The 22725-nt window shown below is 73.2% G+C and carries 24 protein-coding genes; 13 read left to right on the top strand and 11 right to left on the bottom strand.

What is annotated here, in order from left to right:
• Both ABZ860_RS33585 and ABZ860_RS33580 read right to left on the bottom strand, forming a co-directional pair.
• The coding region (locus ABZ860_RS33585; protein ID WP_357228016.1) for a DUF222 domain-containing protein at positions 1–820 on the bottom strand (820 nt) is incomplete at its 3' end.
• A 159-nt stretch (positions 821–979) separates the two neighbouring features.
• A complete protein-coding gene (locus ABZ860_RS33580; protein ID WP_357228013.1) occupies positions 980–1960 on the bottom strand; it encodes an aldo/keto reductase in 981 nt (326 codons plus the stop codon).
• Between the two features lie 63 nt (positions 1961–2023).
• Here ABZ860_RS33580 and ABZ860_RS33575 point away from each other — a divergent pair, with 63 nt between their 5' ends.
• From ABZ860_RS33575 to ABZ860_RS33545, 7 genes are all read left to right on the top strand, one after another.
• Entirely contained in the window at positions 2024–3001 is a 978-nt protein-coding gene (locus tag ABZ860_RS33575; protein WP_357228010.1) for a winged helix-turn-helix domain-containing protein, read from the top strand.
• Positions 3002–3074: 73 nt separating this feature from the next.
• Positions 3075–3824, top strand: a complete 750-nt coding sequence (locus tag ABZ860_RS33570) for an enoyl-CoA hydratase family protein (protein ID WP_357228007.1) — start codon at positions 3075–3077, stop codon at positions 3822–3824.
• Complete coding sequence (locus tag ABZ860_RS33565; RefSeq protein WP_357228004.1) at positions 3824–4672, top strand: CoA-transferase; 849 nt, start codon at positions 3824–3826, stop codon at positions 4670–4672. Before ABZ860_RS33570 ends, ABZ860_RS33565 begins: the two co-directional genes overlap by 1 nt.
• The gene (locus ABZ860_RS33560) at positions 4669–5421 is read left to right on the top strand and encodes a CoA-transferase (RefSeq protein WP_357228002.1); all 753 of its coding nucleotides are present in this window, start codon (positions 4669–4671) and stop codon (positions 5419–5421) included. The genes ABZ860_RS33565 and ABZ860_RS33560 overlap by 4 nt, the downstream gene beginning before the upstream one ends.
• Positions 5421–6488, top strand: coding sequence for a nitronate monooxygenase (locus ABZ860_RS33555; protein ID WP_357228026.1), 1068 nt, complete (start codon positions 5421–5423; stop codon positions 6486–6488). Before ABZ860_RS33560 ends, ABZ860_RS33555 begins: the two co-directional genes overlap by 1 nt.
• 46 nt (positions 6489–6534) lie before the next feature.
• Positions 6535–7122 (top strand): TetR/AcrR family transcriptional regulator, encoded by a 588-nt coding sequence (locus tag ABZ860_RS33550; protein ID WP_357228000.1) that lies wholly within the window; start codon positions 6535–6537, stop codon positions 7120–7122.
• Entirely contained in the window at positions 7119–7934 is an 816-nt protein-coding gene (locus ABZ860_RS33545; RefSeq protein WP_357227998.1) for an MBL fold metallo-hydrolase, read from the top strand. The genes ABZ860_RS33550 and ABZ860_RS33545 overlap by 4 nt, the downstream gene beginning before the upstream one ends.
• Here the strand turns inward: ABZ860_RS33545 and ABZ860_RS33540 are convergent.
• The 3 genes from ABZ860_RS33540 to ABZ860_RS33530 are packed head-to-tail and all read right to left on the bottom strand — an operon-like array spanning position 7920 to position 10871.
• Positions 7920–8918 carry an acyl-CoA dehydrogenase family protein gene (locus tag ABZ860_RS33540; protein ID WP_357227995.1) on the bottom strand — a complete coding sequence of 333 codons (999 nt, stop codon included), beginning with the start codon at positions 8916–8918 and terminating at the stop codon, positions 7920–7922. The two genes, ABZ860_RS33545 and ABZ860_RS33540, sit on opposite strands and share 15 nt — an antisense overlap.
• On the bottom strand, positions 8915–10045 hold the full coding sequence (locus ABZ860_RS33535) for an acyl-CoA dehydrogenase family protein (RefSeq protein ID WP_357227992.1): 1131 nt from the start codon (positions 10043–10045) through the stop codon (positions 8915–8917). Before ABZ860_RS33535 ends, ABZ860_RS33540 begins: the two co-directional genes overlap by 4 nt.
• Positions 10035–10871: an enoyl-CoA hydratase gene (locus ABZ860_RS33530; protein WP_357227990.1), complete on the bottom strand. Its 837-nt coding sequence runs from the start codon at positions 10869–10871 to the stop codon at positions 10035–10037. Before ABZ860_RS33530 ends, ABZ860_RS33535 begins: the two co-directional genes overlap by 11 nt.
• Positions 10872–10946: 75 nt before the next feature.
• Here ABZ860_RS33530 and ABZ860_RS33525 point away from each other — a divergent pair, with 75 nt between their 5' ends.
• Genes ABZ860_RS33525 through ABZ860_RS33515 form a run of 3 tightly spaced genes read left to right on the top strand, consistent with a single transcriptional unit; the run spans position 10947 to position 13525 of the window.
• The gene (locus ABZ860_RS33525; RefSeq protein ID WP_357227987.1) at positions 10947–11720 is read left to right on the top strand and encodes an SDR family oxidoreductase; all 774 of its coding nucleotides are present in this window, start codon (positions 10947–10949) and stop codon (positions 11718–11720) included.
• A 16-nt stretch (positions 11721–11736) separates the two neighbouring features.
• Positions 11737–12357: a TetR/AcrR family transcriptional regulator gene (locus ABZ860_RS33520; protein ID WP_357227985.1), complete on the top strand. Its 621-nt coding sequence runs from the start codon at positions 11737–11739 to the stop codon at positions 12355–12357.
• A gap of 10 nt (positions 12358–12367) precedes the next feature.
• Positions 12368–13525: an acetyl-CoA C-acetyltransferase gene (locus tag ABZ860_RS33515; RefSeq protein WP_357227982.1), complete on the top strand. Its 1158-nt coding sequence runs from the start codon at positions 12368–12370 to the stop codon at positions 13523–13525.
• On the opposite strand, the gene ABZ860_RS33510 is transcribed toward ABZ860_RS33515, so the two are convergent.
• Positions 13522–14340 carry a helix-turn-helix transcriptional regulator gene (locus tag ABZ860_RS33510; RefSeq protein ID WP_357227979.1) on the bottom strand — a complete coding sequence of 273 codons (819 nt, stop codon included), beginning with the start codon at positions 14338–14340 and terminating at the stop codon, positions 13522–13524. The two genes, ABZ860_RS33515 and ABZ860_RS33510, sit on opposite strands and share 4 nt — an antisense overlap.
• 31 nt (positions 14341–14371) lie before the next feature.
• Positions 14372–15847, bottom strand: coding sequence for an MFS transporter (locus ABZ860_RS33505; protein ID WP_357227976.1), 1476 nt, complete (start codon positions 15845–15847; stop codon positions 14372–14374).
• A gap of 251 nt (positions 15848–16098) precedes the next feature.
• Between ABZ860_RS33505 and ABZ860_RS33500 the strand changes: the two genes are divergently transcribed.
• A complete protein-coding gene (locus ABZ860_RS33500; protein WP_357227974.1) occupies positions 16099–17697 on the top strand; it encodes a peptide chain release factor 3 in 1599 nt (532 codons plus the stop codon).
• A 166-nt stretch (positions 17698–17863) separates the two neighbouring features.
• Here the strand turns inward: ABZ860_RS33500 and ABZ860_RS33495 are convergent, their stop codons facing one another.
• Positions 17864–18028 carry a nucleotidyltransferase domain-containing protein gene (locus ABZ860_RS33495; RefSeq protein WP_357227971.1) on the bottom strand — a complete coding sequence of 55 codons (165 nt, stop codon included), beginning with the start codon at positions 18026–18028 and terminating at the stop codon, positions 17864–17866.
• Positions 18029–18085: 57 nt separating this feature from the next.
• Between ABZ860_RS33495 and ABZ860_RS33490 the strand changes: the two genes are divergently transcribed.
• Positions 18086–19027 (top strand): ankyrin repeat domain-containing protein, encoded by a 942-nt coding sequence (locus ABZ860_RS33490; protein WP_357228023.1) that lies wholly within the window; start codon positions 18086–18088, stop codon positions 19025–19027.
• On the opposite strand, the gene ABZ860_RS33485 is transcribed toward ABZ860_RS33490, so the two are convergent.
• Genes ABZ860_RS33485 through ABZ860_RS33475 form a run of 3 tightly spaced genes read right to left on the bottom strand, consistent with a single transcriptional unit; the run spans position 19011 to position 21609 of the window.
• Positions 19011–20297 carry a cytochrome P450 gene (locus tag ABZ860_RS33485; protein ID WP_357227968.1) on the bottom strand — a complete coding sequence of 429 codons (1287 nt, stop codon included), beginning with the start codon at positions 20295–20297 and terminating at the stop codon, positions 19011–19013. The two genes, ABZ860_RS33490 and ABZ860_RS33485, sit on opposite strands and share 17 nt — an antisense overlap.
• A gap of 15 nt (positions 20298–20312) precedes the next feature.
• Positions 20313–21116, bottom strand: coding sequence for a TetR/AcrR family transcriptional regulator (locus ABZ860_RS33480; RefSeq protein WP_357227965.1), 804 nt, complete (start codon positions 21114–21116; stop codon positions 20313–20315).
• A 40-nt stretch (positions 21117–21156) separates the two neighbouring features.
• The gene (locus ABZ860_RS33475) at positions 21157–21609 is read right to left on the bottom strand and encodes a MarR family transcriptional regulator (protein WP_357227963.1); all 453 of its coding nucleotides are present in this window, start codon (positions 21607–21609) and stop codon (positions 21157–21159) included.
• Here ABZ860_RS33475 and ABZ860_RS33470 point away from each other — a divergent pair, their 5' ends adjacent.
• A complete protein-coding gene (locus ABZ860_RS33470) occupies positions 21610–22716 on the top strand; it encodes a substrate-binding domain-containing protein (protein WP_357227961.1) in 1107 nt (368 codons plus the stop codon). It begins immediately after the preceding gene.
• The last annotated feature ends 9 nt before the right edge of the window (positions 22717–22725 follow it).

The raw sequence follows: 22725 nt of genomic DNA, 5'->3' as shown, positions 1-22725 counted from the left end.
CCCGCAGCCGGGCGGCGGCCTCACGCGGCAGACAGAACTCCCCCTCCAGCCCGCCGCCCCGGGTCGGGCGGACCCGCAAGAACCGCCGCGCGTAGCCGGCCTGCTCATCGCGGTCCTCCCCGTCGGGGTCGAGCACCGCCCGCAGATAACGCCCGGCCTTGGCCACCTCCGCCGCGCCCGCCTTACCCGCCAGCTCCAGCAAGATCGGCTCAGCCAGGGCGGCCTGCTCATCGTTCAACTGCGCGGTGGCCGCGCAGATCGCCTCCACCACCCCCGCCGCCAACCCCCCGGCCGCAAACCTCTCCCGCACCCGCGGCAGACGCGCCAACTCCACCGCCAAGGTGAGCAGGCGACCCGCACCCCCCACACTCATCCCCCCGGCCGTGCGCAACCAACTACGGGTCGAGGCATGCCCATGCTCCTTGGCCCGCCCCGCCCCATGCACCCGCCCCACCCGACCAGCAAGAGCACACGTGATCCGATCCCGGACGAACATCAACTCCTCAGCCTCAGCCAGGCAGATATCCGCATCGTCGGGAAGCGGCGCCAGCGCCAACTCCTGCGCCGACTCACGCAGACCACCCACCAACACCCACGACGACCGCACTCGGCGATCACCCGCATCGGCGGAATCCACACCCGGGCTGCCGTCCTGGCTCGCGTCCTGCGGCACCTCGGGGTCGTTGATCGGGAAATGCTCACGGGCGGCCGAGCCCTCCGACGACCACAACGGCGAATCGGCGATCAGCCGATCCCACCAGTCGCCGTCAGCATTGTTCAAACGACGAGGGCGATCAGGATCCAGGTCGATCAGATCCATCACACCCCCTCAGTTGATTCGAAAACTTGTCTGAATTCTTTCACCCCTCCTGCGCGGGGAGCAACTGACCAAGCGGAATAGTTGGAGCTGCAGGTGTGTATCGCGAAGCCCGGTTGACGGGGGTCCGGCCGCCGCCCCCGCGTGGCGGCCGGAGGTGGTTCACCAGGCCCAGGCTTCGGGGCCGGGGCCGCCGGTGCCGATGGGCGGAAACAGCTCGTCCAGCCGGGCCAGGGTCTCGGCGGACAACTCGGTGCGCAGCGCGGTCAGCGGCAGGTCGAGCTGCCCGGGGAAGCGGGGCCCGATGACCGGGGCGGTCACTCCGGGCCGCGACAGCAGCCAGGCGAGCGCGACCGTGGTGGGCTCCTCGCCGATCTCGGCGCACAGCTTCTCGTAGCCCTCGATGGCCGCCCGGTGCGGCTCGACCCGATCGGGAGCGTGCAGGACGCTGCGGCCGGCCGCGCCCTCGCGCTGCTTGCGCAGGGCCCCGGACAGCGCGCCGAAGTGCAGCGGCGAGTAGGGCAGGATCCCGATTCCCAGCTCGATCGCGGCGGGCAGCACCTCCAGCTCGACGTGCCGGGTGAGCAGGTTGTACTTGCACTGCTCGGAGACCAGGCCGAGGAAGTTCCTCCGGTCGGCCGCCGCCTGGGCGCGCGCGAGGTGCCAGCCGGCGAAGTTGGACGACCCGACATACCGCACCTTGCCCTGGGCGACCAGCGTCTCCATGGCCTGCCAGATCTCCTCCCACGGCGTGTCCCGCTGCACGTGGTGCATCTGGTAGAGGTCGATCCAGTCGGTTCTCAGGCGGCGCAGCGACGCTTCACAGGCGGCGATGATGGCGCGGGCCGACAGCCCGCTGTCGTTCGGCCAGTCGGTCATCGGGGCGTACACCTTCGTGGCCAGCACGATCCGGTCCCGGTGACCGGACTTCTCGAACCAGCGGCCGATGAACCGCTCGCTCAGGCCGTCGCCGGTCTCCCGTCCGTACATGTTGGCGGTGTCGACGAAGTTGACGCCCTCCTCGTGCGCCCGGTCGAGGATCGCGTGGCTCTCGGCCTCCCCGATCTGCCAGCCGAAGTTCATCGTGCCGAGGCAGATCCGGCTGACGAGGAGACCGGTCCGCCCCAAACGGGTGTATTCCATGCGGCGACCGTAGAGACCGGGGGGTGCTCTCCGTTAACCGTTCGAGCGTGCTCGAATGGACGGGTGATTCGGATCGAGTTCGCCCCCGCCGACCTGCTGCGGCTCAGGTTCGCACACAGCCCGATGGCGGAGGTCGTGGCCAGTTGCCTCGCGCTGCGCTCCCGCTCGGCGCGGCTGGTCCCCGCGTCCTGGCGGGCCCGGGCCGAGCCGCTGCTGCGGGGCCTGACCACGCTCCGCCCGCTGGTCCCCGGCCCCACCGGTTATGTGCCGGACTTCCTCACCCCGGCGCCTTCCACCACCCGCCCGACCCTGGAACAGGAGCTGCGGGTGGTGGCCGCCACGCCGCTCGACCAGGTCGCGTCCGAGGTGGAGCGGGCCTGGGCCGGGCACGGCGCGCCGCTGGAGATCGAGCGCTTCTCCATCGATCCGGCGGGTGCGCTGGCCGTCACGGTGCGGGAGATCCGGCGCTACTTCGCGGCGGCGATCGCGCCGAGCTGGCCTCGGCTGCGCGCGCTCGCGGAGGGCGAGCTGACCCGCCGCGGGCTGCTCGCCGCCGAGCGCGGGCCGCGGGCGCTGCTGACGGACCTGCACCCAATTCTCGACTGGGACGGCGGGGCGCTGCGGCTGGCGTACGCCAAGGACGGGGAGTTCGGCCTGGACGGACACCCGCTCACTCTGCTGCCGACCGGGTTCACCGGCACGCACGTCTACACGCTGACCGACAGCCCGTCGGGGCGTGCGCTGTGGTACGCGCCGCGCGGCCACGGCCGGTTGTGGGACCGGCCCGCGCCGGCCGAGCCGCCGGCGGCGCTGGCCGCCCTGCTCGGCCCGACCCGCGCGGCCGTGCTCGCTCTGCTGGCCGAACCGTCCAGCAACGGGGAGGTGGCCGCGGCCCTCCGGCTGGCCCCGGCGACCGCCTCACACCACCTGACCACGCTCAGGGACGCCGGCCTGGTGACCGGCGAACGGGACGGCCGCCGGCTGCGCTACCGGCGGACCGGCCTCGGTGAACAACTCGCAGGGGAGGATCAGGCGCCGTAGACGGGACAGCTTCAGCGGGACAACGGCGTCTGCTAGCGTAATTTCTAACAAATGTTAGATGGAAAGGTGACGCATGGGAATCTCGACCAGCCGTCACGGCGAGGGCGTCGCCGAGGTCGTGGTGAACGCCCCGCCGGTCAACGCGCTGACCGTACGCGGATGGTTCGAGCTCGCCGACGCCGTACGGAAGGCCGGGCGCGACCCGGAGACCCGCGTCGTGGTGCTGCGGGCCGAGGGCCGCGGGTTCAACGCCGGCGTGGACATCAAGGAGATGCAGGCGGCCAGCGGGTTTGACGCGCTGGTGGGCGCCAACCGCGGCTGCTACGAGGCGTTCGCGGCGGTCTACGAGTGCGAGGTCCCCGTGGTCGCGGCCGTGCACGGCTTCTGCCTCGGCGGCGGTGTGGGGCTGGCCGGCAACGCCGACGTCGTGGTGGCCTCCGACGACGCCTACTTCGGCCTGCCAGAGGTGGACCGGGGCGCGCTCGGCGCGGCCACTCACCTCGCCAGGCTGGTGCCCCAGCATCTGATGCGCGCGATGGTCTACACGTGCCGCAACGTCACCGCCGCCGAGTTGCACGCGTTCGGCTCGGTGCTCGAGGTCGTGCCGCGGGCGCGTCTGCATGAGGCGGCGCTCGAGGTGGCGGCCCAGATCGCGGCCAAGGACCCGTACGTCATCCGGCGGGCCAAGGAGTCGCTCAACGGCATCGACCCGGTCGACGTCAAGCGCAGCTACCGGTTCGAGCAGGGCTTCACGTTCGAGCTCACCCTCATGGGCGCCGGCGACCGGCACAGGGACGCCTTCGTCGCGGAGAGGGGCCGGTGATGGGCACGCGGACGTCGATCGAGGAGATCGTCGGCTCGCTGGAGAGTGGCATGACGATCGGCATCGGCGGCTGGGGCTCCCGGCGCAAGCCGATGGCGCTGGTACGGGCCATCTACCGGTCCGCGATCGAGGACCTGACGATCGTGTCGTTCGGCGGGCCGGACGTGGGCCTGCTCTGCGCGGCAGGCAAGGTGCGCCGGGTCGTCGCCCCGTTCGTGACGCTCGACTCGATCGCCCTCGAACCGCACTTCCGTACGGCCCGGCAGCGCGGGGCCGTCGAGTTCACCGAGTATGACGAGGGCATGTTCATGTTCGGCCTGCTGGCGGCGGCGCACCGCCTGCCGTTCCTGCCGACGCGGGCCGGGCTCGGCTCGGACGTGATGCGGGTGAACCCCGGCCTGCGCACGGTCCGCTCGCCGTACGACGACGGGGAGGAACTCGTCGCCGTGCCCGCGCTCACCATGGACGTGGCGCTGGTGCACATGGACGTCGCCGACACCCGGGGCAACGGCCGCTACCTCGGCCCCGACCCCTTCATGGACGACCTGTTCGCCAAGGCGGCCGGGCGGTGCTTCGTGTCCTGCGAGCGCATGGTCGAGCCCGGCGAGCTGGACGGGCCGCCGCAGACGCTGCTGGTCAGCCGCATGCACGTGGCCGGCGTGGTCGAGACCCCCGGTGGCGGCCACTTCACCGAACTCACCAAGGGCCGAGACGAGGCGTTCCAGCGGCACTACGCCGCCTCGGCGGCCGGCCCCGAGGCGTGGGGGGCGTTCGCGGACCGGTTCCTGTCCGGCGACGAGGCGGCCTACCGGAAGGCTGTACGGCAGTGGCACGAGGAGGGGCGATGAGCGCGACCCGGGCCGAGATCTGCGTCGTGGCCTGCGCGGAGGCGTGGCGCGGCGACGGCGAGATCCTGGCGGCGGCGATGGGCACCTGCTCCATCCTGGGCGCCCGGCTGGCCCGGCTCACGTTCGAGCCCGGCCTGCTGACCACGGACGGCGGCGCGCTGCTGACCGCGGAGGCGGTGCCGCTGGGCGCGCCCGCCGGGGCGGTCGAGGGCTGGCTGCCGTTCCGCGAGCACCTGTGGCTGGTGCAGAACGGGCGCAGGCACGTGATGATGGGCGCCTCGCAGATCGACAGACACGGCAACACGAACATCTCCGCCATCGGCGACCTGGCGCGGCCGAAGTCGCAGCTCCTCGGCGTGCGCGGGGCCCCCGGCAACACGATCTGCAACCCGACCAGCTACTGGATCCCCAGGCAGTCCACCCGCGTGTTCGTGCCGAAGGTCGACGTGGTCAGCGGCGTGGGCCACGACCGCGCGGCCGAGCTGGGCCCGCGGGCCGCCCGCTTCCACGACCTGCGGCGGGTGGTGACCGACCTCGCCGTGTTCGACTTCGGCACTCCCGACGGCTCGATGCGGCTGGTCTCGACGCATCCCGGCGTCGAAGCCGAGCAGGTGCGGGCGGCCAGCGGGTTCGACCTGGTCGTCGAGGGCGACGTGCCGCCGACGCGGCAGCCGACCGGCGAGGAGCTGCGGCTCATCCGCGAGGTGCTCGACCCGAAGGGACTGCGCGACCAGGAGGTGAAGGCGTGATCGGGCCGACGCTGGACACCCCGCTCACGCGGCTGACCGGCGTGCGCCACCCGGTCGTGCAGACCGGCATGGGCTGGGTGGCCGGCCCCCGGCTGGTGTCGGCGGTGGCCAACGCGGGCGGCCTCGGCATCCTCGCCTCGGCCACGATGACCGTGGGCCGGCTCGCCGCCGCCATCGAGGAGGTGCGCTCGCGCACGGACGCGCCGTTCGGGGTGAACCTGCGCGCCGACGCCGGCGACGCGGGTGAGCGGGTCGACCTGCTGATCGAGAACCGGGTGAAGGTGGCCTCGTTCGCGCTGGCCCCGCGCCGGGAGCTGATCGCCAGGCTCAAGGACGCCGGCATCGTGGTGATCCCGTCCGTCGGCGCCAGGAGGCACGCGGAGAAGGTCGCCGCCTGGGGCGCCGACGCCGTGCTGGTGCAGGGCGGCGAGGGCGGCGGCCACACCGGCGCGGTCGCCACGACGCTGCTGCTGCCCCAGGTCGTGGACGCCGTCGACATCCCGGTGATCGCCGCGGGCGGCTTCTTCGACGGGCGCGGCCTGGCCGCCGCCCTCGCGTACGGCGCGGCGGGCGTGGCGATGGGCACGCGGTTCCTGCTGACCTCGGACAGTTCGGTCCCGGAGGCGGTGAAGCGCACCTATCTCGGTATGTCGGAGACCGTCGTCACCCGCCAGGTCGACGGCATGCCCCACCGGGTGCTGCGCACCGACCTGGTGGACGGGCTGGAGCGGTCGGGGAAGGTGTCGGGCCTGGTCCGGGCGGTGCGCAACGCCGCGCGCTTCAAGAAGATCTCCGGCATGTCGTGGCCCGCGATGATCCGCGACGGCCTGGCCATGAAGCACGGCAGGGAGCTGAGCTGGTCGCAGGTGCTCATGGCGGCCAACACTCCGATGCTGCTCAAGGCGGCCATGGTGGACGGCCGCCCGGACCTCGGCGTGATGGCGTCCGGCCAGGTCGTCGCGCTCATCGACGACCTGCCCACGTGTGAGGAGCTGATCGACTCCATCGTCACCCGGGCCGCCGCTGTCCTGCGCGGCCTCGGTTCGAACCTCACGGAAACTAGGTAGACCGGTCTAGTTGATTCTCTAGACCGGTCGGTCTAGTGTGATCGGCATGACCCGAAGGAACGACACACGCGAGCGGGTCCTGCGCACCGCCGCCGGCCTCTTCCAGCGGCAGGGCTACAACGCCACCGGCCTCAACCAGGTGCTGGCGGAGAGCCGGGCGCCCAAGGGCTCGCTGTACTTCCACTTCCCCGAAGGCAAGGAGCAGCTGGCCGCCGAGGCGGTGGCGGTCGCGGGCGGCGAGCTCGGCGAGCGGATCGCCGCCGCCGTGGCCGCCGCCCCCGGTCCCGCCGAGGCCGTCGCGCGGATCGGCGAGCTGCTCGCCCACGACCTGGAGCAGTCGGAGTTCCAGGAGGGCTGCCCGGTGGCCACGGTCGCGCTGGAGGCCGCGGGCGACAGCGAGCCCATCCGGTCGGCCTGCGACGCGGCGTACGCCTCCTGGCTGCGCGGCCTGGCCGACTACCTGCGCGGGCACGGTGTGGACGAGGCCGAGGCACACGCCGACCTGGTGCTGTCCTCGCTGCAGGGAGCGCTCCTGCTCGCCCGCGTGCGTCGCGACACCGGCGTCATCCACTCGGTCACGCGACGGATCGGCGGCCTGGTCGCCGGCGCCGCCCGGCGAAAGGGCTCCGAATGAAAGTCCACCACCTCAACTGCGGCTCGATGCGGAAGATCGAGCCCACCTACGACGGCCTGGCGCCCGCGCACGCGGTGGCCCACTGCCTGCTCGTCGAGACCGACCGCCACGGCCTGGTGCTCGTGGAGACCGGGCTCGGGCTCGGCGACGTCCGCGACCCGGCGGGCTCGCTCGCCGCGGACTGGACGGAGATGGTCGAGCCGGTGCTCGACCCGGCCGAGACCGCCGTGCGCCAGGTCGAGCGGCTCGGGCACGCGCCCGCCGACGTGCGGCACATCCTGCTGACCCACCTCGACGTCGACCACTCCGGCGGGCTGCCGGACTTCCCGGACGCCCGGGTGCACGTCCTGGAGGAGGAACTGGCCGCCGCCGTGGCCGAGGCCCCCAGCCGGCGCTACCGTCCCGCGCACTGGGCCCACGGGCCGCGCTGGACGACGTACGCGTCCGGTGCGGGCGAGGAGTGGTTCGGCTTCGGCGGCGTACGGCAGGCGCAGGGGCTGCCACCGGAGTTCCTGCTGGTGCCGCTCGGCGGGCACACCGCCGGGCACGCGGCGGTGGCCGTGCGCGACGGCGGCCGGTGGCTGCTGCACGCGGGCGACGCGTACTTCTACCACGGCGAGCTGCGGGCGGGGGAGCCGCAGCCGCACCCGCTGCTCGACATGGTGCAGACCGGCTCGCAGGTCGACGCCGAGCTGCGGCTGCGCAACCGCGACCGGCTGCGCGCGCTCGTGCGCGACCACGCGGGCGAGGTGGAGGTCTTCTCCGCCCACGACCCGTGGGAACTGCGCCGTTACGAGTCAGCCGGCGAGTGAGCCGATCACAGCGCCGATCACCCGGGCCCGGTGGTGCGAGGGCGAGCCCCACGCCGTGTGCAGGGCGCGCGCCCTGCGGATCAGCAGGCTCGGGTCGTACTCGTCTGTGTAGGCGATCGCGCCGTGCACCTGCAGGGCGGTCTTCGCGGCGGCGTACGCCGCCTCGGACGCCGCGGCCTTGGCCGCCGACACGTCGCGGGCGAAGTCCGGCGTGCCGTACGCCAGGGCGGCCCCGTACACCAGCGGACGGGCGTATTCGAGCCCGACCAAGGCGTCGGCCAGGTGATGCTTGACCGCCTGGAACTCGCCGATCGGCCGGCCGAACTGCCGGCGGGCCTTCGCGTAGTCCACCGACACCTCCAGCAGGCGGCGCCCGGTCCCCACGAGCTGCGCCGCGCACGCGAGCACGCCCATGTCGTACGCCTCGGCCGCGGCCGCCGCCACGTGCGGTCCCTCGGCCGGCACCTCGCCCGGCGTGACCGGGAACAGCCGCCGGGCGGGGTCGAGGGACACGCGGACCTCCCCGGGAACGGCGACGCACAGCCGATCGCCGTCCACCAGCAACGCCAGGTCGGCGACGTCCGCGTCCAGCGCGTACGGCACGGCCGGGGGCAGTGCGAGCGTGACCACGGCCGTGCCCCCGGCGATCGACGGCAGCCACCGGCTCGCCAGGGTCTGTTCGCCCAGCCGGTCGAGCAGCACGGCGGCGGCGACGGTCTCGGCGTACGGCCCGGGCACGCCGTGCCTGCCGAGCTCGTGGAACGCGGTCACCAGCTCGACCGGCAGCGGCCCGGCCCCTCCTGCGGACTGGGGCACGGCGATCGCGAGCACCCCGGCCTCGACCAGCGCGCGCCACAGCGCGAGGCCGGGCTCGGGCCGGCCGGCCGCCCAGTGGCGGACCACACCGGGCACGGCCGCCTCGGTGAGCAGCTTGCCGAGGGTCTCGCCGAACAGCCGCTGCTCGGCGTCGAGCGCGAATCTCATCGGCTTCCCGCCTTCGGCAGGCCGAGCACGCGCTCGGCGATCACATTGCGCTGGATCTCGTTGGTCCCGGCGTAGATCGGGCCGGCCAGGGAGAAGACGTATCCCTCCAGCCACTCACCGGCCAGTTCGCCGTCCGGGCCGAGCAGGTCGAGGGCCGTCTCGTGCAGCGCCACGTCCAGCTCCGACCAGAAGACCTTGTTGACGCTGGACTCGGCGCCTGCGTCCGCCGCGCGGGAGATCGTCTCGAAGCCCTTGAGCCGGTAGGCGCGCGCCTTGATCCACGCGTCGGCCACCCGGTCGCGCATCGCGGTGTCGGCGGGGTCGCCGTGCTCGCGCCACAGCTCCACGAGCCGGTCGGCGGCGGCCAGGAAGCGGCCGGGGCTGCGCAGCGTGAGCCCGCGCTCGTTGCCGGTGGTGCTCATCGCGACCTTCCATCCGGCGCCGGGCTCGCCGATCACGTCGCGGTCGGGGACGAACACATCGTCGAAGAACAGCTCGGCGAAGGCCGGCTTGCCGTCGATGCGGCCGATCGGCCTGCGGGTGACCCCCTCGGCGTCGAGCGGGAACATCAGGTACGTCAGCCCCCGGTGCCGCTCCGCCTCCGGGCCGGAGCGGAACGGGCCGAAGCCCCGGTCGGCGAAGGCCGCCCGCGAGCTCCACGTCTTCTGGCCGTTCAGCAGCCAGCCGCCGTCGGTGCGTGTCGCGGTCGCGCGCAGGGACGCGAGGTCGCTGCCCGCGCCCGGCTCCGACCACGCCTGGGCCCAGATCACCTCGCCGGAGGCCGTCGGCGGCAGCACGCGGGCGAGCTGCTCGCGCGTGCCGTGCCGGAACAGCGTCGGCGCGAGCAGGGTGACGCCGTTCTGGCTGACCCGCCCGGGCGCCCCGGCCGCGTAGTACTCCTCCTCGAAGACCAGCCACTCCAGGGGGGTGGCGTTCCTGCCGCCGTACTCCTCGGGCCACGACACCACCGACAGGCGGGCTTCGTGCAGCTCGCGCTCCCAGGCGCGGTGCGCGGCGAAGCCCTCCTCCGTCTCCAGGGACGGCAGGGGAGTGGCGGGGACGTGCGCGCGGAGCCACTCGCGCACCTCGGCGCGGAACGGCTCGGCGGACGACAGGTCAAGATCCATCGGCGGCGGCCTTCATGCTCTTGGGGTCCATCCCGGCCAGGGAGTCGGCCGAGGTCTCGGCGTTGTGGGCGTGGGCGAGGTGGTGCAGGCCGAACACCGAGTCCATGCCGGCGTGCATGCCCTGCAGGTCCTCGGCCTGGTTGACCGCCTTCTTGGTCAACGCCAGGCCCATGCGCGGCATCGCCGCGATCTTCTCGGCGAGTGCGAGGGTCTCCGTCTCCAGGTCGTCGCGTGGCACGACCCGGTTGACCATCCCCACCTCGTACGCGCGCCCGGCCGGCATCCGGTCGCCGGTGAACAGGAACTCCTTGGCGATCCTGGGCGGCATCACCCAGGGGTGGGCGAAATACTCCACGCCGGGAATGCCCATGCGTACGACGGGATCGGCGAAGAACGCGTCGTCGGAGGCGACGATCAGGTCGCAGACCCAGGCGAGCATGAGCCCGCCCGCGACGCACGCGCCCTGCACCATGGCGATCGTCGGCTTGGGGATCTCCCGCCATCGCCGGCACATGCCGAGGTAGACCTCGGACTCCCGGGCGAAGCGGCTCTCGGCGCCCTCCTTGCCGACGTGGTCCCACCACAGGCCCGCCTTGCGCTCGAACGAGAGGTGGGCGTCCCTGCCGGGCGTGCCGATGTCGTGCCCGGCGGAGAAGTGCGGTCCCTCGCCGGCCAGCACGATCACCTTGATCTCGTCGTCGGCCGCCGCCCGGGAGAAGGCCTCGTCCAGGGCGTACGTCATCGCCGAGTTCTGCGCGTTGCGGTACTCCGGGCGGTTCATGGTGACCACCGCCACGGGCCCGCGGCGCTCGTAACGCACCACCATCCGCGATCCTCGCATTCTTTCTAACAAGTATTTGATAGGGTAAATCACGAGACGCACGGTGAGGAGAGGGCGGGCATGCCGACCTACGTGACCGGTCACGGGCTGCTGCGCGACCGGGTGGCGGTGGTGACGGCCGCGGCCGGCACCGGCATCGGGGGCGCCTGCGTCCGGCGCATGCTGGAGGAGGGCGCGCGGGTCGTCGTCAGCGACGCCCACGAGCGCCGGCTCGGCGAGAGCCTGGCCCTTCTGGCGGAGGAGTTCGGCGCGGACACGGTGACGGCCGTGCCCTGCGACGTCACCTCCGAGGAGCAGGTCCAGAACCTGTTCGCGGCCGCGGAGGAGCGGTTCGGACCTGTCGACGTGGTCGTCAACAACGCCGGCCTCGGCGGCACGGCGAGGCTCGTCGAGATGACCGACGAGCAGTGGAGCCGGGTGCTCGACGTCACGCTGAACGGCACCATGCGCTGCACCCGCGCCGCGCTGAGGCGCATGCAGCCGCGGGGCCGGGGCGTGATCGTGAACAACGCGTCGGTGATCGGGTGGCGGGCCCAGGAGGGGCAGGCGCACTACGCGGCGGCCAAGGCCGGCGTCATGGCGCTGACCAGGTGCGCGGCGATCGAGGCGGCGCCGTACGGCGTGCGGGTCAACGCCGTCGCCCCCTCGCTGGCCATGCACCCCCACCTGGCCACGGTCACGAGCGAGGAACTGCTGGCCGAGCTGACCAGGAAGGAGGCCTTCGGCCGCCACGCGGAACCATGGGAAGTCGCCAACGTTATCGTCTTCCTCGCGAGCGACTACTCCTCCTACATGACCGGAGAGGTCGTCTCGGTCTCCAGCCAGCACCCCTGAGAGGTCGAAGTTTCCCATGAGCCCACGACGCAGAGACGCAGAGAGCACCGCGGCCGCCCGCGCCGAGCGGCGGGCCGAGCTGCTCGCCACCGCGGCCGAGGTGTTCGCGTCACGGGGCTACGCGGCCACGACGGTCCGCGAGGTGGCGGAGGCCGCCGACATGCTCGGCGGCAGCCTCTACTACCACTTCGACTCCAAGGAGTCGATGGTCGACGAGATCCTGTCGGCCTTCCTCACCGAGATGTGGGAGGCGTACGACAAGGTGACCGGCTCCGGGCTCGGCGCCCGGGAGACCTTCGAGGCGCTGATCGTGGAGTCGTTCCGCACCATCCACCGGCACCGCCCCGCCGTCGTGATCTACCAGAACGAGTCCAAGCACCTCGCGGCGAACCCCCGCTTCTCCTACCTGACCGAATCGCAGAGGCGCTTTCGCGAGATGTGGCTGTCGGTGCTGGACCGGGGGGTCACCGACGGCGTCTTCCGGGCCGACCTCGACACCGGCCTCGTCTACCGCTTCATCCGCGACACGGTGTGGCTGGCCGCGAGCTGGTATCGCGGTGACGGCCCCCTGTCGCCGGAAGAGATCGCCAGGCAGTACACAGCGATGGTCCTGGAAGGGATCCTGACGACAACCTGAGGAGTTCGCGATGGCGGAGGCGTACATCGTCGAGGCGGTGCGCACCCCCGTGGGCAGGCGTGGCGGCGGCCTTTCCGGCGTCCACCCCGCCGACCTGGGCGCGCACGTGCTGACCGAGCTCATGAAGCGCTCCGGGGTGGACCCGGCCGCGGTGGAGGACGTGGTCTTCGGCTGCCTCGACACGGTGGGCCCGCAGGCCGGCGACATCGCCCGCACCTGCTGGCTGGCCGCCGGGCTGCCCGAGCAGGTGCCGGGCGTGACCGTCGACCGGCAGTGCGGCTCCTCCCAGCAAGCCGTCCACTTCGCCGCGCAGGCCGTGATGTCCGGCACCGCCGACCTCGTCGTGGCCGGCGGCGTGCAGAACATGTCGCAGATCCCGATCGCCTTCGCCGCGCGCGGCGCCGCCGACTCCCTCGGCTTCACCGAGGGCCCGTACGCCGGCTCGCGCGGCTGGCAGGCCAGGTACGGCACGCAGGACGTGTCGCAGTTCCGCGGCGCCGAGATGATCGCCAGGGACTGGGACATCTCCCGCGAGGACATGGAGGCGTTCGCCTTCGAGTCGCACCGGCGGGCGATCCGGGCGATCGACGAGGGCCGGTTCGACAGGGAGATCGTCCCTCTGGAGGGCGTCACCGCCGACGAGGGGCCCCGCCGGGACACCTCGCCGGAGAAGATGGCGGGCCTGAAGACCCTGGAGGAGGGCGGGCGGCTGACCGCCGCCGTCGCCTCGCAGATCTCCGACGGCGCGGCCGCCCTGCTGATCGCCTCGCAGGCCGCGGTGAAGGCGCACGGCCTGCGGCCCCGGGCCCGGATCCACCACCTGTCGGCCCGCGGCGAGGACCCCGTCCGCATGCTGTCCGCGCCGATCCCCGCCACGGCGTACGCGCTGAAGAAGACCGGCATGTCGATCGGCGACATGGACGTCGTCGAGATCAACGAGGCGTTCGCGTCGGTCGTGCTGGCCTGGCTCAAGGAGACCGGCGCGGACCACGCCCGGGTCAATCCCAACGGCGGCGCGATCGCGCTCGGCCACCCGCTCGGCGCGACCGGCGCCCGGCTCATGACCACCCTGCTGCACGAGCTCGAGCGCACCGGCGGCCGGTATGGCCTGCAGACGATGTGCGAGGGCGGCGGCCAGGCCAACGTGACCGTCATCGAGCGTCTCTAGTCTCGGCTCTCGGGCTCCTCCGCCGTCGGCAGGTGGAACACCAGCGAGTGCCCCGGGCTGTCGACCACGTCGACGAGAGCGAGGCGGAAGGTCCGCGTCCCGAGGCCGGGAGCCGTGATCGTGCGGGGCCGCAGCCGCGGGCCGTGGACGTGCCGCTCGTCCCACCACCGGCGGAACTCGGGGCTGGCCTCCCGCAGTCCGGCCACCAGCGCGCCCATCCTCGCGTCGCCCGCCAGCAGGGGATAGGCGGTGCGCAGCCGGGCGACGACGTCGAGGGCGTCCCCGGCCCAGCCGGGCAGCCGCCGCCTCGCCTCGGGGTCCGTCAGCAGCCACCACAGCATGTTCCTGCGTGCGTCCGGCAGCCGCCCGAAGTCCGTGTACCACTCCTCGGCCGCCCGGTTCCACGCCACGACGTCGCCGTACCGGTTGCCCGCGTAGAGGGGCCAGGGCCCCTGACCGGCGGTCTCGACCAGCCGCGCGACGAGGTCGTCGCCCACCACGGGCCCGTCCACGGCGCCCGGCCGCGAGCGCGCGAGCCGGTGGACGTAGCGGCGCTCGTCCTCGCTGAGGCCGAGCACGCGAGCCAGGCTGTCGAGCACCTGGGACGAGGGATTGATGTCACGGCCCTGCTCCAGGTAGGTGTACCAGGTCGGGCTGAGGCCGGCGAGCACCGCGACCTCCTCGCGCCGCAGGCCCTTCGTCCGGCGGTGGGGGCCCACCGGCAGGCCCATGTCCTCCGGCGCCACCCGGGACCGCCGGTCGCGCAGGAACCGCGCCAGCTCGCGCCTGTTGTCGTGCCCGGTCTCGCCGCCCATCCCACCCCCGCCGGTCGCCCGCGTCCCTCCATCATCGCGAAGCGGCCCGCCCGGCAGAAGAGCCCGGCGCGCCCCACCATCGGTCCGGCACGGTGAGCACCGCCGCGGCCGCGGCCAGCACTCCGAGGCAGACCAGGCTCGCCGCGAACGCCCTGCCGTACGCCTGGGGGGAGGCGGCCTCTCCTGCGGCGCCGCCCAGGACGCCGAAGAAGACGATCCCGATCACCGCCACGCCGAGCGCCCCGGCCATCTGCTGGACGGTGGACAGCACACCGGAGGCCGAACCCGCGGCGCCGGGGGCCACGCCGGACAGCGCCTGCGACAGCAGCGGGGCGCCGACCATGCCGATCCCGGCTCCGGCCACGGCCATCAGCGCCTCGTACAGCGGGAGGCTCACCGCCGCGCCGGCGTTCCGGGTGGCCAGCGCGAGGCAGCCCTCCCCGGCGACGACGAGGAGCGCGCCGGCCGTGAGCGTACGGCGGCCCAGCAGGCGGGTGAACCTCGCGGCGTTCGCCGAGGTGGCGAAGAACGCCACGCCCATCGGGAGGAACACCAGGCCGGCGCCGAGAGGGGAGCGGCCCAGCCCGTCCTGCACGTACAGCGCGATGACGAGCATGAACGAGGCCATGCCGCCGTAGACCGCGAGCACGGTGGCCAGACCGGCCGTGAACGACCGGGACCGGAACAACGACGGCTCCACCAGCGGGGCGCCGCCGGCCCGCGACAGGCGCACCTGCTGGACCGCGAACAGGGCGAACATCGCCGCGCTCGCCGCCAGCGACGCGAAGGTCCAGCCCGGCCACCCCTCCTGCCTGCCCTCCACGAGCGGCACCAGCAGGAGCAGCAGGGCGGGCACGACGAGGACCACGCCCGTCAGGTCGAGCGTGCGCGCGGTCTCCGAGCGCGACTCGGGCACGAGGCGCAGCAGGAGCAGCGTGACCAGGCCGACGGGCAGGTTCACGAGGAAGCAGGCGCGCCAGCCCAGGCCGAGCACGTCCGCCGCGATGAGCAGGCCGCCGAGGACCTGCCCGCCGACGGTGGCCAGGCCGAGCGCGGCGCCGTACCCCGCGAACGCCCTGGGCCGGTCCTCGCCCGTGTAGGTGACGGTGATGACGGACAGGACCTGCGGGAACATCAGCGCCGCCGCGATCCCCTGCAGGACGCGGGCGGCCAGGAGCATCACCGGGCCCGTCGCCAGCCCGCACAGGGCCGACGCGACGGTGAAGGCGGCCAGGCCGATCGCGAACACCCTGCGCCTGCCGTACAGGTCGCCGAGCCGGCCGCCCGTGATCAGGCCCGACGCGTACGCCATGCCGTATCCGGCGACCACGAACTGGATCTGCGCGTCGGTGGCGCGCAACTCGGCCTGGGCCGAGGGGATGGCGACGTTCACGATGAAGAAGTCGAGGATCGTCATGAACGTGCCGACGAGGATCACCGGGAGGGCGAGCCAGCGGCGACGCCCCCGCACGGCGGTCCCGGCCGGTTCCGTTGCGAGACAGGACATGCTTCGTCTCCTGGTCGTGGTGGAGGTCTCGGCCAGAGCCTCTCCGGTCACGGCGGGGAGGGCCAGAATCGGCCGATGCCGGTATCGCGAGTGCCAGTCTCCGGAACGCCGGGCCGAGGGCCGGGCGGCGCCGATTCCGGGGCGCGGCGCCCGGCGCGGTAACCTCAACCGTCCTGACGCTGTTTGGGAGCACGGATGGCCTGCACGCACGACCGCACCACGACGACCCGCGCCCACGGGGGGATCCGGCGATGAGCACCGCCACGAATGAGGCGGCCCGCCGCCGCACGTTCGCGGTGATCAGCCACCCGGACGCCGGAAAGTCCACGATGACCGAGGCGCTCGCCCTGCACGCCTCGGCGATCACCCAGGCGGGAGCCGTGCACGGCAAGGCCGGCCGGCGGGGCGTGACGTCCGACTGGATGGAGATGGAGCGCGCCCGCGGCATCTCCATCACCTCGGCCGCGCTGCGCTTCGACTACCGCGGCCACGTGTTCAACCTGGTGGACACCCCCGGCCACGCGGACTTCTCCGAGGACACCTACCGCGTGCTGGCCGCGGTCGACTGCGCGGTCATGCTGCTCGACGCGGCCAAGGGCATGGAGCCGCAGACCATGAAGCTGTTCGAGGTCTGCCGCCACCGCCGCATCCCCGTCATCACGTTCGTCAACAAGTGGGACCGGCCCGGCCGGGAGCCGCTGGAACTGCTCGACGAGATCGAGGAGCGCACCGGCCTGCGTCCCACGCCCGTCACCTGGCCGATCGGCGCCGCCGGGAACTTCCACGGCGTGGTCGACCGGCTGGAGGGCCGCGCGGTCCGCTACACCCGCACCCCCGGCGGCGCCACCAAGGCGCTGGAGACCGAGCTGACCCCCGAGCAGGCCGCCGCCGAGCTCGGGGCCGACTGGACCCGCGCGGGGGAGGAGAGCGACCTGCTCGCCGCGATCGGCGCCGAGCACGACCAGAAGGCGTTCGAGGCGCACGAGTCCACGCCGGTGCTGTTCGGCGCGGCGCTGTCCAACTTCGGCGTGGCCCGGCTGCTCGACGTGCTCGTCGACCTCGCCCCCGCCCCGGCGCCCCGGCCGGACGTCGAGGGCGCGGCCCGGCCGCTGGACGCGCCGTTCTCCGGCCTGGTCTTCAAGGTGCAGGCCAACATGGACCCCGCCCACCGCGACCGCATCGCGTTCGTCCGGGTCTGCTCCGGCCGGTTCGAGCGCGGCATGGTGCTCACCCACGCCGCCACCGGCCGTCCCTTCGCCACGAAGTACGCCCAGTCGGTGTTCGGCCAGGAGCGCGCCACCATCGACGAGGCGTATCCGGGAGACGTGGTCGGGCTGGTGAACGCCACCGCGCTGCGCCCCGGGGACACCCTCTACGAGGGCAAGCCGGTGGAGTTCCCGCCCATCCCGAGCTTCGCCCCCGAGCACTTCGCCGTGGCCCGGTCGCGGAGCACCGCCAAGGCCAAGCAGTTCCGCCGCGGCATCGACCAGCTCGACGGCGAGGGCGTGATCCAGGTGCTCCGCTCCGACCTGCGCGGCGACCAGGCCCCCGTGCTCGCGGCGGTCGGCCCCATGCAGTTCGAGGTCGTACAGCACCGCCTGGCCACCGAGTTCGGTGCGGAGATCGTCCTCGACCGGCTGGAGTACAGCCTCGCGCTCCGCACCGACGCCGAGTCCGCGGAGGTGCTGCGGCGCCAGCGCGGCGCGGAGGTGCTCATCCGCAGCCGCGACGAGGCCCTGCTCGCCGTGTTCACCGACCAGTGGCGCATGCGCTCCATCCAGCGCGAGCACGAGGGGCTGACCCTCGAACCGCTGATCGCCGGCCGAGGACTCCCCAGCGCAACCGGCTGATCCGCCGCACGCGCCGGGGCCGAATCACACCGCCGCCCCGAACAAGGCCTCCGCCTCGGTGACGGCGCGTGTGAGGGCGTGCGGGTCCGGGCGCAGCGCCGCCACGATCGTGTCGACGTCGCGCAGGCCGGCCCGCTCCAGCAGCCGCTTTTCGTTGGTGACCCATTCACCGCGGGCTGCGAGGACCGCGTGGGCCGTCTGGAGCGAAGTCCCAGTCGCTGCCGTGGGCGTGGGTGCCCTGCGCGCGGGAGCCACCCAGGGTGACGGCCCGGACGCCCGGCAGGGCGGCGAGGCGGTCGGCGACGTGATCGAGGAACGCCTGATCGGTCATGGAACACGCCGTTTCTCGTGAGACGAGGAAGGACACACGGCACCGAGACCGGAGCTTCTGGCCGCGCGGGGGCTCGACCCCGAGAGCATCCGGAGCCGGCTCGAGGGTGGCGGCGACCAGGGGTATCCGCGCACGCTGGACGACGACCTGCACGAGGCCGCCTACGAGGGCGTCGCGGAGGCGATCGAGGTGCTCGTCGCGCACGGCGCCGACGTGGAGTCGTCCGGCGTGTGGGAGACACCGTTGTGGACCGCGGTCTGCTGGGGACACCGGGACGCGACCGCCGCGCTGCTGCGGGCCGGCGCGGACCCCTGGCGGCCGGTCGTCGCCGGCCGTTCCGCCGGGGACATCGCGCTGACCGGGCCGCTGGCCGACCTGTTCGCCGCACTGCCCGGCGCTCCCGCCACGGACGCCGGCCTGCTGCGCCGGCAGGCGGAAGCGGACGCCCTCACCGCCGCGTACGACTCCTGGGAGACCTACTGCGGCGAGGGCGACGGCTTCGCGTTCGTCGCGGGCATCGACGAGGATTGGGCCATCCGCCGGCTCGGCCTGGACCCCGCCCGCTGCCCGCTCGTGGACGAGGACGAGTACATGGACGTCGGCCCGTCCCTCGGCGCTGCCGCGCTCTGGCTGGGCCGGCCGCCGGGAAGCGACGGCGTCGTGGTCTACAGCGCCATCAGCTTCGACCCCGGAGCCGGCGAGCTGTGGGGTCCGCTCAGCTCGCCGGGCCCGGCCGTCAGCATCGTCACCAACATGATCGTGGACACCACGATCGAGGTCTGGCGGGACGGCGCCGAGATCCGCCACCTCCAGTCGTTGCAGCGGCCCGAGGCCGGCATGCTCCCCGAGGAGTGGCTGTGCCGCTTCTACGACCACTCAGCCGGCTCACCCGGCCGGCTCACCCGCGGACTGGCCCTCGCCACCCTGCTGACCGGCGTCGAGGTGACCGAGGACTGGCTGTTCCGCGCCCCCAAACGCCTCGTCATCCTGCCTGAATGAGCTGACCGTCCTCCTCCAGGCGTACGGGGAGGCGGGCGAGGCGCCAGGAGAATGGGAGGAACTGCCGGTCGAGGTCCTCGGGGGCGACGCCGAGTTCGAGCCCGGGGTAGCGGCGCAGCAGGGCGCCGAAGGCCACCTCGCCCTCCTGCCGGGCCAGGGCCGCGCCGAGGCAGTAGTGCAGGCCGTGACCGAAGCCGACGTGGACCTCCTTGTGGCCGTCGGGCTCGCGGGTGATGTCGAGCCGGTCGGGATCGTCGAAGCGCCGGGGGTCGTAGTTGGCCGACACCAGCACCGCCATCACCGGCTCGCCCCGGCGCACGGTCATGTCGCCGAACTCGACGTCCTCGGCCGCGTACCGGATCCGGGTGCCCTGGACGGGCCCGCACCAGCGCATCAGCTCGTGGACGGCGCGCGGCAGCAGTCCCGGGTCGGCCCGCAGCGCGGCGAGCTGGTCCGGGTGGGTCAGCAGGGCGGCGGTGCCGTTGCCGATCAGGTGGGCGGTGGTCTCGTGCCCGGCGAGGACGAGCGTGAGGACCATGGTGACCATTTCGGTGTCGGTCAGCCGGTCGCCGTCCTCGTCGTGGGCGCGGATCAGACCGGTCAGCAGGTCGCCGCCCGGCTCCGACCTGCGGCGGGCGATGAGCTCCCGGATGTAGGTCACCATGTGCCGCAGCGGCTCGGCCATCGCTCCCGGTCGGAGCGAGACCAGGCCCCTGCCCCACTCCCGCCACAGCGGCCGGTCCTCCTCGGGAATGCCGACCAGCTCGCAGATGACGGTGATCGGCAGGGGATAGGCGAAGTGCTCGATCAGGTCGGCGACGCCGTTCTCGGCGTGGCCGGGCAGCCGGTCGAGGAGGTCCTCGGCGATCTCCTCGACCCGGGGCCGCAGCTCCGCCACACGGCGGGCGGTGAAGGCGCGCGAGACCAGCCGGCGCAGCCGGAGGTGGTCGTCGCCGTCGGAGTCGAGGACGCTGTCCAGGATGTACGCGGCGTACTCGCGGGGGATCCCGCGGGCCTCGATGAGCTGCTCGCGGATGTTGCGCACGTCCGCTCCCGGCACGTTGGCCGGGTTGTTGACGAACCGGCGGTCGCCGAGCACGGTCTTGACGTCGTCGTAGCGCGTGACGAGCCAGACCGGGGAGTCGAGGCCGGGGAAGGAGCCGCGCACCATCGGGGCCTGCTCCCGCAGACGCGCGTAGCCCCCGAAAGGATCGCGCACCAGGTCCGCGTCGAACAGGTTGACGGGTCCTGCCGTGCTGGAAGTGCTCATGCCTACCTCCACGTGTCAGGTGCGTCGGTGCCGCTGGATCTCCCCTGCGGTCGGTACAGCAGAGTTCAGCCGGTCCAGCAGGCGCTGGTAGATCTCGTTCACTCGCGGCGCCGCCGCCTGTACGCTCTCGGATCGTCCCGGAAGCTCGAAGGCCGAGCGGACGACGTGGGCGATCATGTCCGCGTTCTCGTCGAGGGCGGGCACGGTGGACGGCGACAGAGGCTCGATCGTGACGAAGCCGGTCAGGATCGACTCGTACGCGTGGACCTGGAGGGCCGGGGACTGCTCGGTGCGGACCAGGCCGTGCTCACGCAGCACCTCGACGTGCTCCCGGAGCGCGCGGTCGCGCACGTCGAGCAGGTCCGGCAGGTTCTCGGCGGCGCTCCGGCTCAGCGTGCCGAGGGTGTCGCCGTCGCCGAGGAGGATCGCCCGGAAGATCGGCTCCTCGTGCACCCACAGGTACGTCGACCTCGCCACGCTGCTCAGCAGGACCGCGGACGGGTCGGCGCGGACGCCGGCGGCGAATCGCTCGATGATCCGCGCCTCGGCGCGGATCAGCACTGCGAGGAAGAGCAGGTCCTTGGTGCTGAAATGCAGGTAGACCGTGCCCTTGCCGACGCCCGCCCGCCGGGCCACGTCCTCGACCGTGATGCGCGGGTAACCCCAGGCCACCAGGAGTTCGCCCGCGGCGTCCAGGATGCGCTCGGCCCGCCGCTCGCGCTCCCGCCGCGTGGAGGCCGGGCCCGCAGGCCGGGAGTCGAGGTCCGTCACCGCGCCCCCCTTCGCCGCAGCCGTGACCGAGATGACGATTCCGGTCACACAGTCGAACGTACGCCGCGGAAAGCGGCGGGGCAAGCGCTCAGTCCTCCAGGGAGGCCAGCAGGGATTCCAGGTCGCGCATCAGCCGCTCGGTGCGGGCGGGGCCGTACGCCGCGAGGATGGCCCGCTGGTGCTCGGCGATGCCCGCCTCCAGGCGGGCGAGCAGGTCGCGGCCCCGGTCGGCGAGGAAGACCGCGACCTTGCGGCGGTCGGCCGGGTCGTGCCCCCGGTAGACCACAGCGCGTTCCACCAGCCGGTCCACCGCCTTGGTCAGCGTGGGGTGCGGCATCAGCGCGGCCTCGGCCAGGTCGCCCATCGAGTGTCCGCGCCCGTCCGCGAGCGCCTGCAGGATGCGCCACTGCTCGACGGTCACGTCCTCGGCGGCGAGCGCGGCGGCCAGCCCTCGGTTGACGCTGCGCTCGGCCCGGCTCAGCAGGTAGGCGAGCGACGACCCGAGGCCGGTCACCTGTTCGGTCAGGGGATACTCGTGCACGTGGCCGATCCTGTCACAGTCGTCATCGACCCTCTCGAGGCTCATCTGCTGCCCGCGGACACGCTCCGCGTCGCGCTGGTGGTGCCGGTCTCCGGCGTGCTCGGCCTGCTCGGGCCGGGGGCGATCAACAGCGCCGTGCTCGCCGCCAGGGAGGTCAACGCGTCCGGGGGAGTGCTGGGCAGGCCGGTCGAACTCGTGCTTGTGGACGGGGGCCGCGGCCCGGCCGCGGTGGCCGGGGAGGTGCGCGGGCTGGTGCGCTCCGGGGCCGTCAAGGCGGTCGTCGGCACCCACGCCAGCGACGTGCGCGTCGCGGTCGAACGGGCGCTGGGCGGCGCGGCCCCCTTCGTCTACACCCCGCCGTACGAGGGCGGCGCCCGCCGTCCGGGCGTCTACTACCTCGGCGAGCCCGCGTCGCTGCAGGTCGCCCCGGGGATCGACTGGCTGGTCGAGCACCGGCGGGCCCGGCGCTGGTTCCTGCTCGGCAACGACTACGTCTGGCCGCGCCTGGTGCACGCCTCGGCCCGCGGGCACCTGCGCGCCCGGTCCGCGACGGTCGTGGGGGAGCGGCTCGTCCCGCCCGGGACGACCGCGATGGACCGGCTGCTGGAGCAGCTGGCCGCCGTGCGGCCCGACGCCGTGCTGCTCACCCTCATCGGCAGCGACCTGGTCGCGTTCAACCGGGCCTTCGCCGCGAGCGGTCTCGGCTGCGCGCGGCTGTGCGGCGCGCTGGAGGAGCATGGCCTGCTCGCCGCCGGGGGCGACACGACCGGTGGGCTCTACGCCGCCATGGGATATTTCGGCGGCATCGCCACCGACGCCAACCTCGGCCTGGCCGAGCGCTACACGGCGATGTTCGGCCCGGAGGCGCCGCTGCTGAACGGGCACGGGCACGGCTGCTACGAGGGCGTGCTCATGCTGGCCGCCCTGGCACGGCGCGCGGGCACGCTGGCGGTGCCGGCCGTCGAGGCGGTCGCCGACGGCACGACGGTCGTCTCCGGACGCGGCCCGCTCACGCTGGCCGGGGGCCGGGTGCGCCAGCGGGTGTACCTCGCCCGGGCCGACGGGCTGGACTTCGAGGTCGTCTCGCCGCCGATGTACTCGATGTAAAACTTCCAC

Origin of the sequence: Microbispora sp. NPDC046973, assembly GCF_040644495.1 — a bacterium.
Taxonomy (GTDB): domain Bacteria; phylum Actinomycetota; class Actinomycetes; order Streptosporangiales; family Streptosporangiaceae; genus Microbispora.
Note: the sequence above shows the minus strand (reverse complement) of the source record. Positions and strands in the feature narration are given on the sequence as shown.

Excerpts from the sequence above, each read along its gene's own strand:
- ABZ860_RS33580 (WP_357228013.1), bottom strand. The coding sequence starts at position 1,960 with ATGGAATACACCCGTTTGGGGCGGACCGGTCTCCTCGTCAGCCGGATC.
- ABZ860_RS33570 (WP_357228007.1), top strand. The coding sequence starts at position 3,075 with ATGGGAATCTCGACCAGCCGTCACGGCGAGGGCGTCGCCGAGGTCGTG.
- ABZ860_RS33565 (WP_357228004.1), top strand. The coding sequence starts at position 3,824 with ATGGGCACGCGGACGTCGATCGAGGAGATCGTCGGCTCGCTGGAGAGT.
- ABZ860_RS33560 (WP_357228002.1), top strand. The coding sequence starts at position 4,669 with ATGAGCGCGACCCGGGCCGAGATCTGCGTCGTGGCCTGCGCGGAGGCG.
- ABZ860_RS33550 (WP_357228000.1), top strand. The coding sequence starts at position 6,535 with ATGACCCGAAGGAACGACACACGCGAGCGGGTCCTGCGCACCGCCGCC.
- ABZ860_RS33545 (WP_357227998.1), top strand. The coding sequence starts at position 7,119 with ATGAAAGTCCACCACCTCAACTGCGGCTCGATGCGGAAGATCGAGCCC.
- ABZ860_RS33540 (WP_357227995.1), bottom strand. The coding sequence starts at position 8,918 with ATGAGATTCGCGCTCGACGCCGAGCAGCGGCTGTTCGGCGAGACCCTC.
- ABZ860_RS33535 (WP_357227992.1), bottom strand. The coding sequence starts at position 10,045 with ATGGATCTTGACCTGTCGTCCGCCGAGCCGTTCCGCGCCGAGGTGCGC.
- ABZ860_RS33530 (WP_357227990.1), bottom strand. The coding sequence starts at position 10,871 with ATGGTGGTGCGTTACGAGCGCCGCGGGCCCGTGGCGGTGGTCACCATG.
- ABZ860_RS33525 (WP_357227987.1), top strand. The coding sequence starts at position 10,947 with ATGCCGACCTACGTGACCGGTCACGGGCTGCTGCGCGACCGGGTGGCG.
- ABZ860_RS33520 (WP_357227985.1), top strand. The coding sequence starts at position 11,737 with ATGAGCCCACGACGCAGAGACGCAGAGAGCACCGCGGCCGCCCGCGCC.
- ABZ860_RS33515 (WP_357227982.1), top strand. The coding sequence starts at position 12,368 with ATGGCGGAGGCGTACATCGTCGAGGCGGTGCGCACCCCCGTGGGCAGG.
- ABZ860_RS33510 (WP_357227979.1), bottom strand. The coding sequence starts at position 14,340 with ATGGGCGGCGAGACCGGGCACGACAACAGGCGCGAGCTGGCGCGGTTC.
- ABZ860_RS33505 (WP_357227976.1), bottom strand. The coding sequence starts at position 15,847 with ATGTCCTGTCTCGCAACGGAACCGGCCGGGACCGCCGTGCGGGGGCGT.
- ABZ860_RS33500 (WP_357227974.1), top strand. The coding sequence starts at position 16,099 with ATGAGCACCGCCACGAATGAGGCGGCCCGCCGCCGCACGTTCGCGGTG.
- ABZ860_RS33495 (WP_357227971.1), bottom strand. The coding sequence starts at position 18,028 with ATGACCGATCAGGCGTTCCTCGATCACGTCGCCGACCGCCTCGCCGCC.
- ABZ860_RS33485 (WP_357227968.1), bottom strand. The coding sequence starts at position 20,297 with ATGAGCACTTCCAGCACGGCAGGACCCGTCAACCTGTTCGACGCGGAC.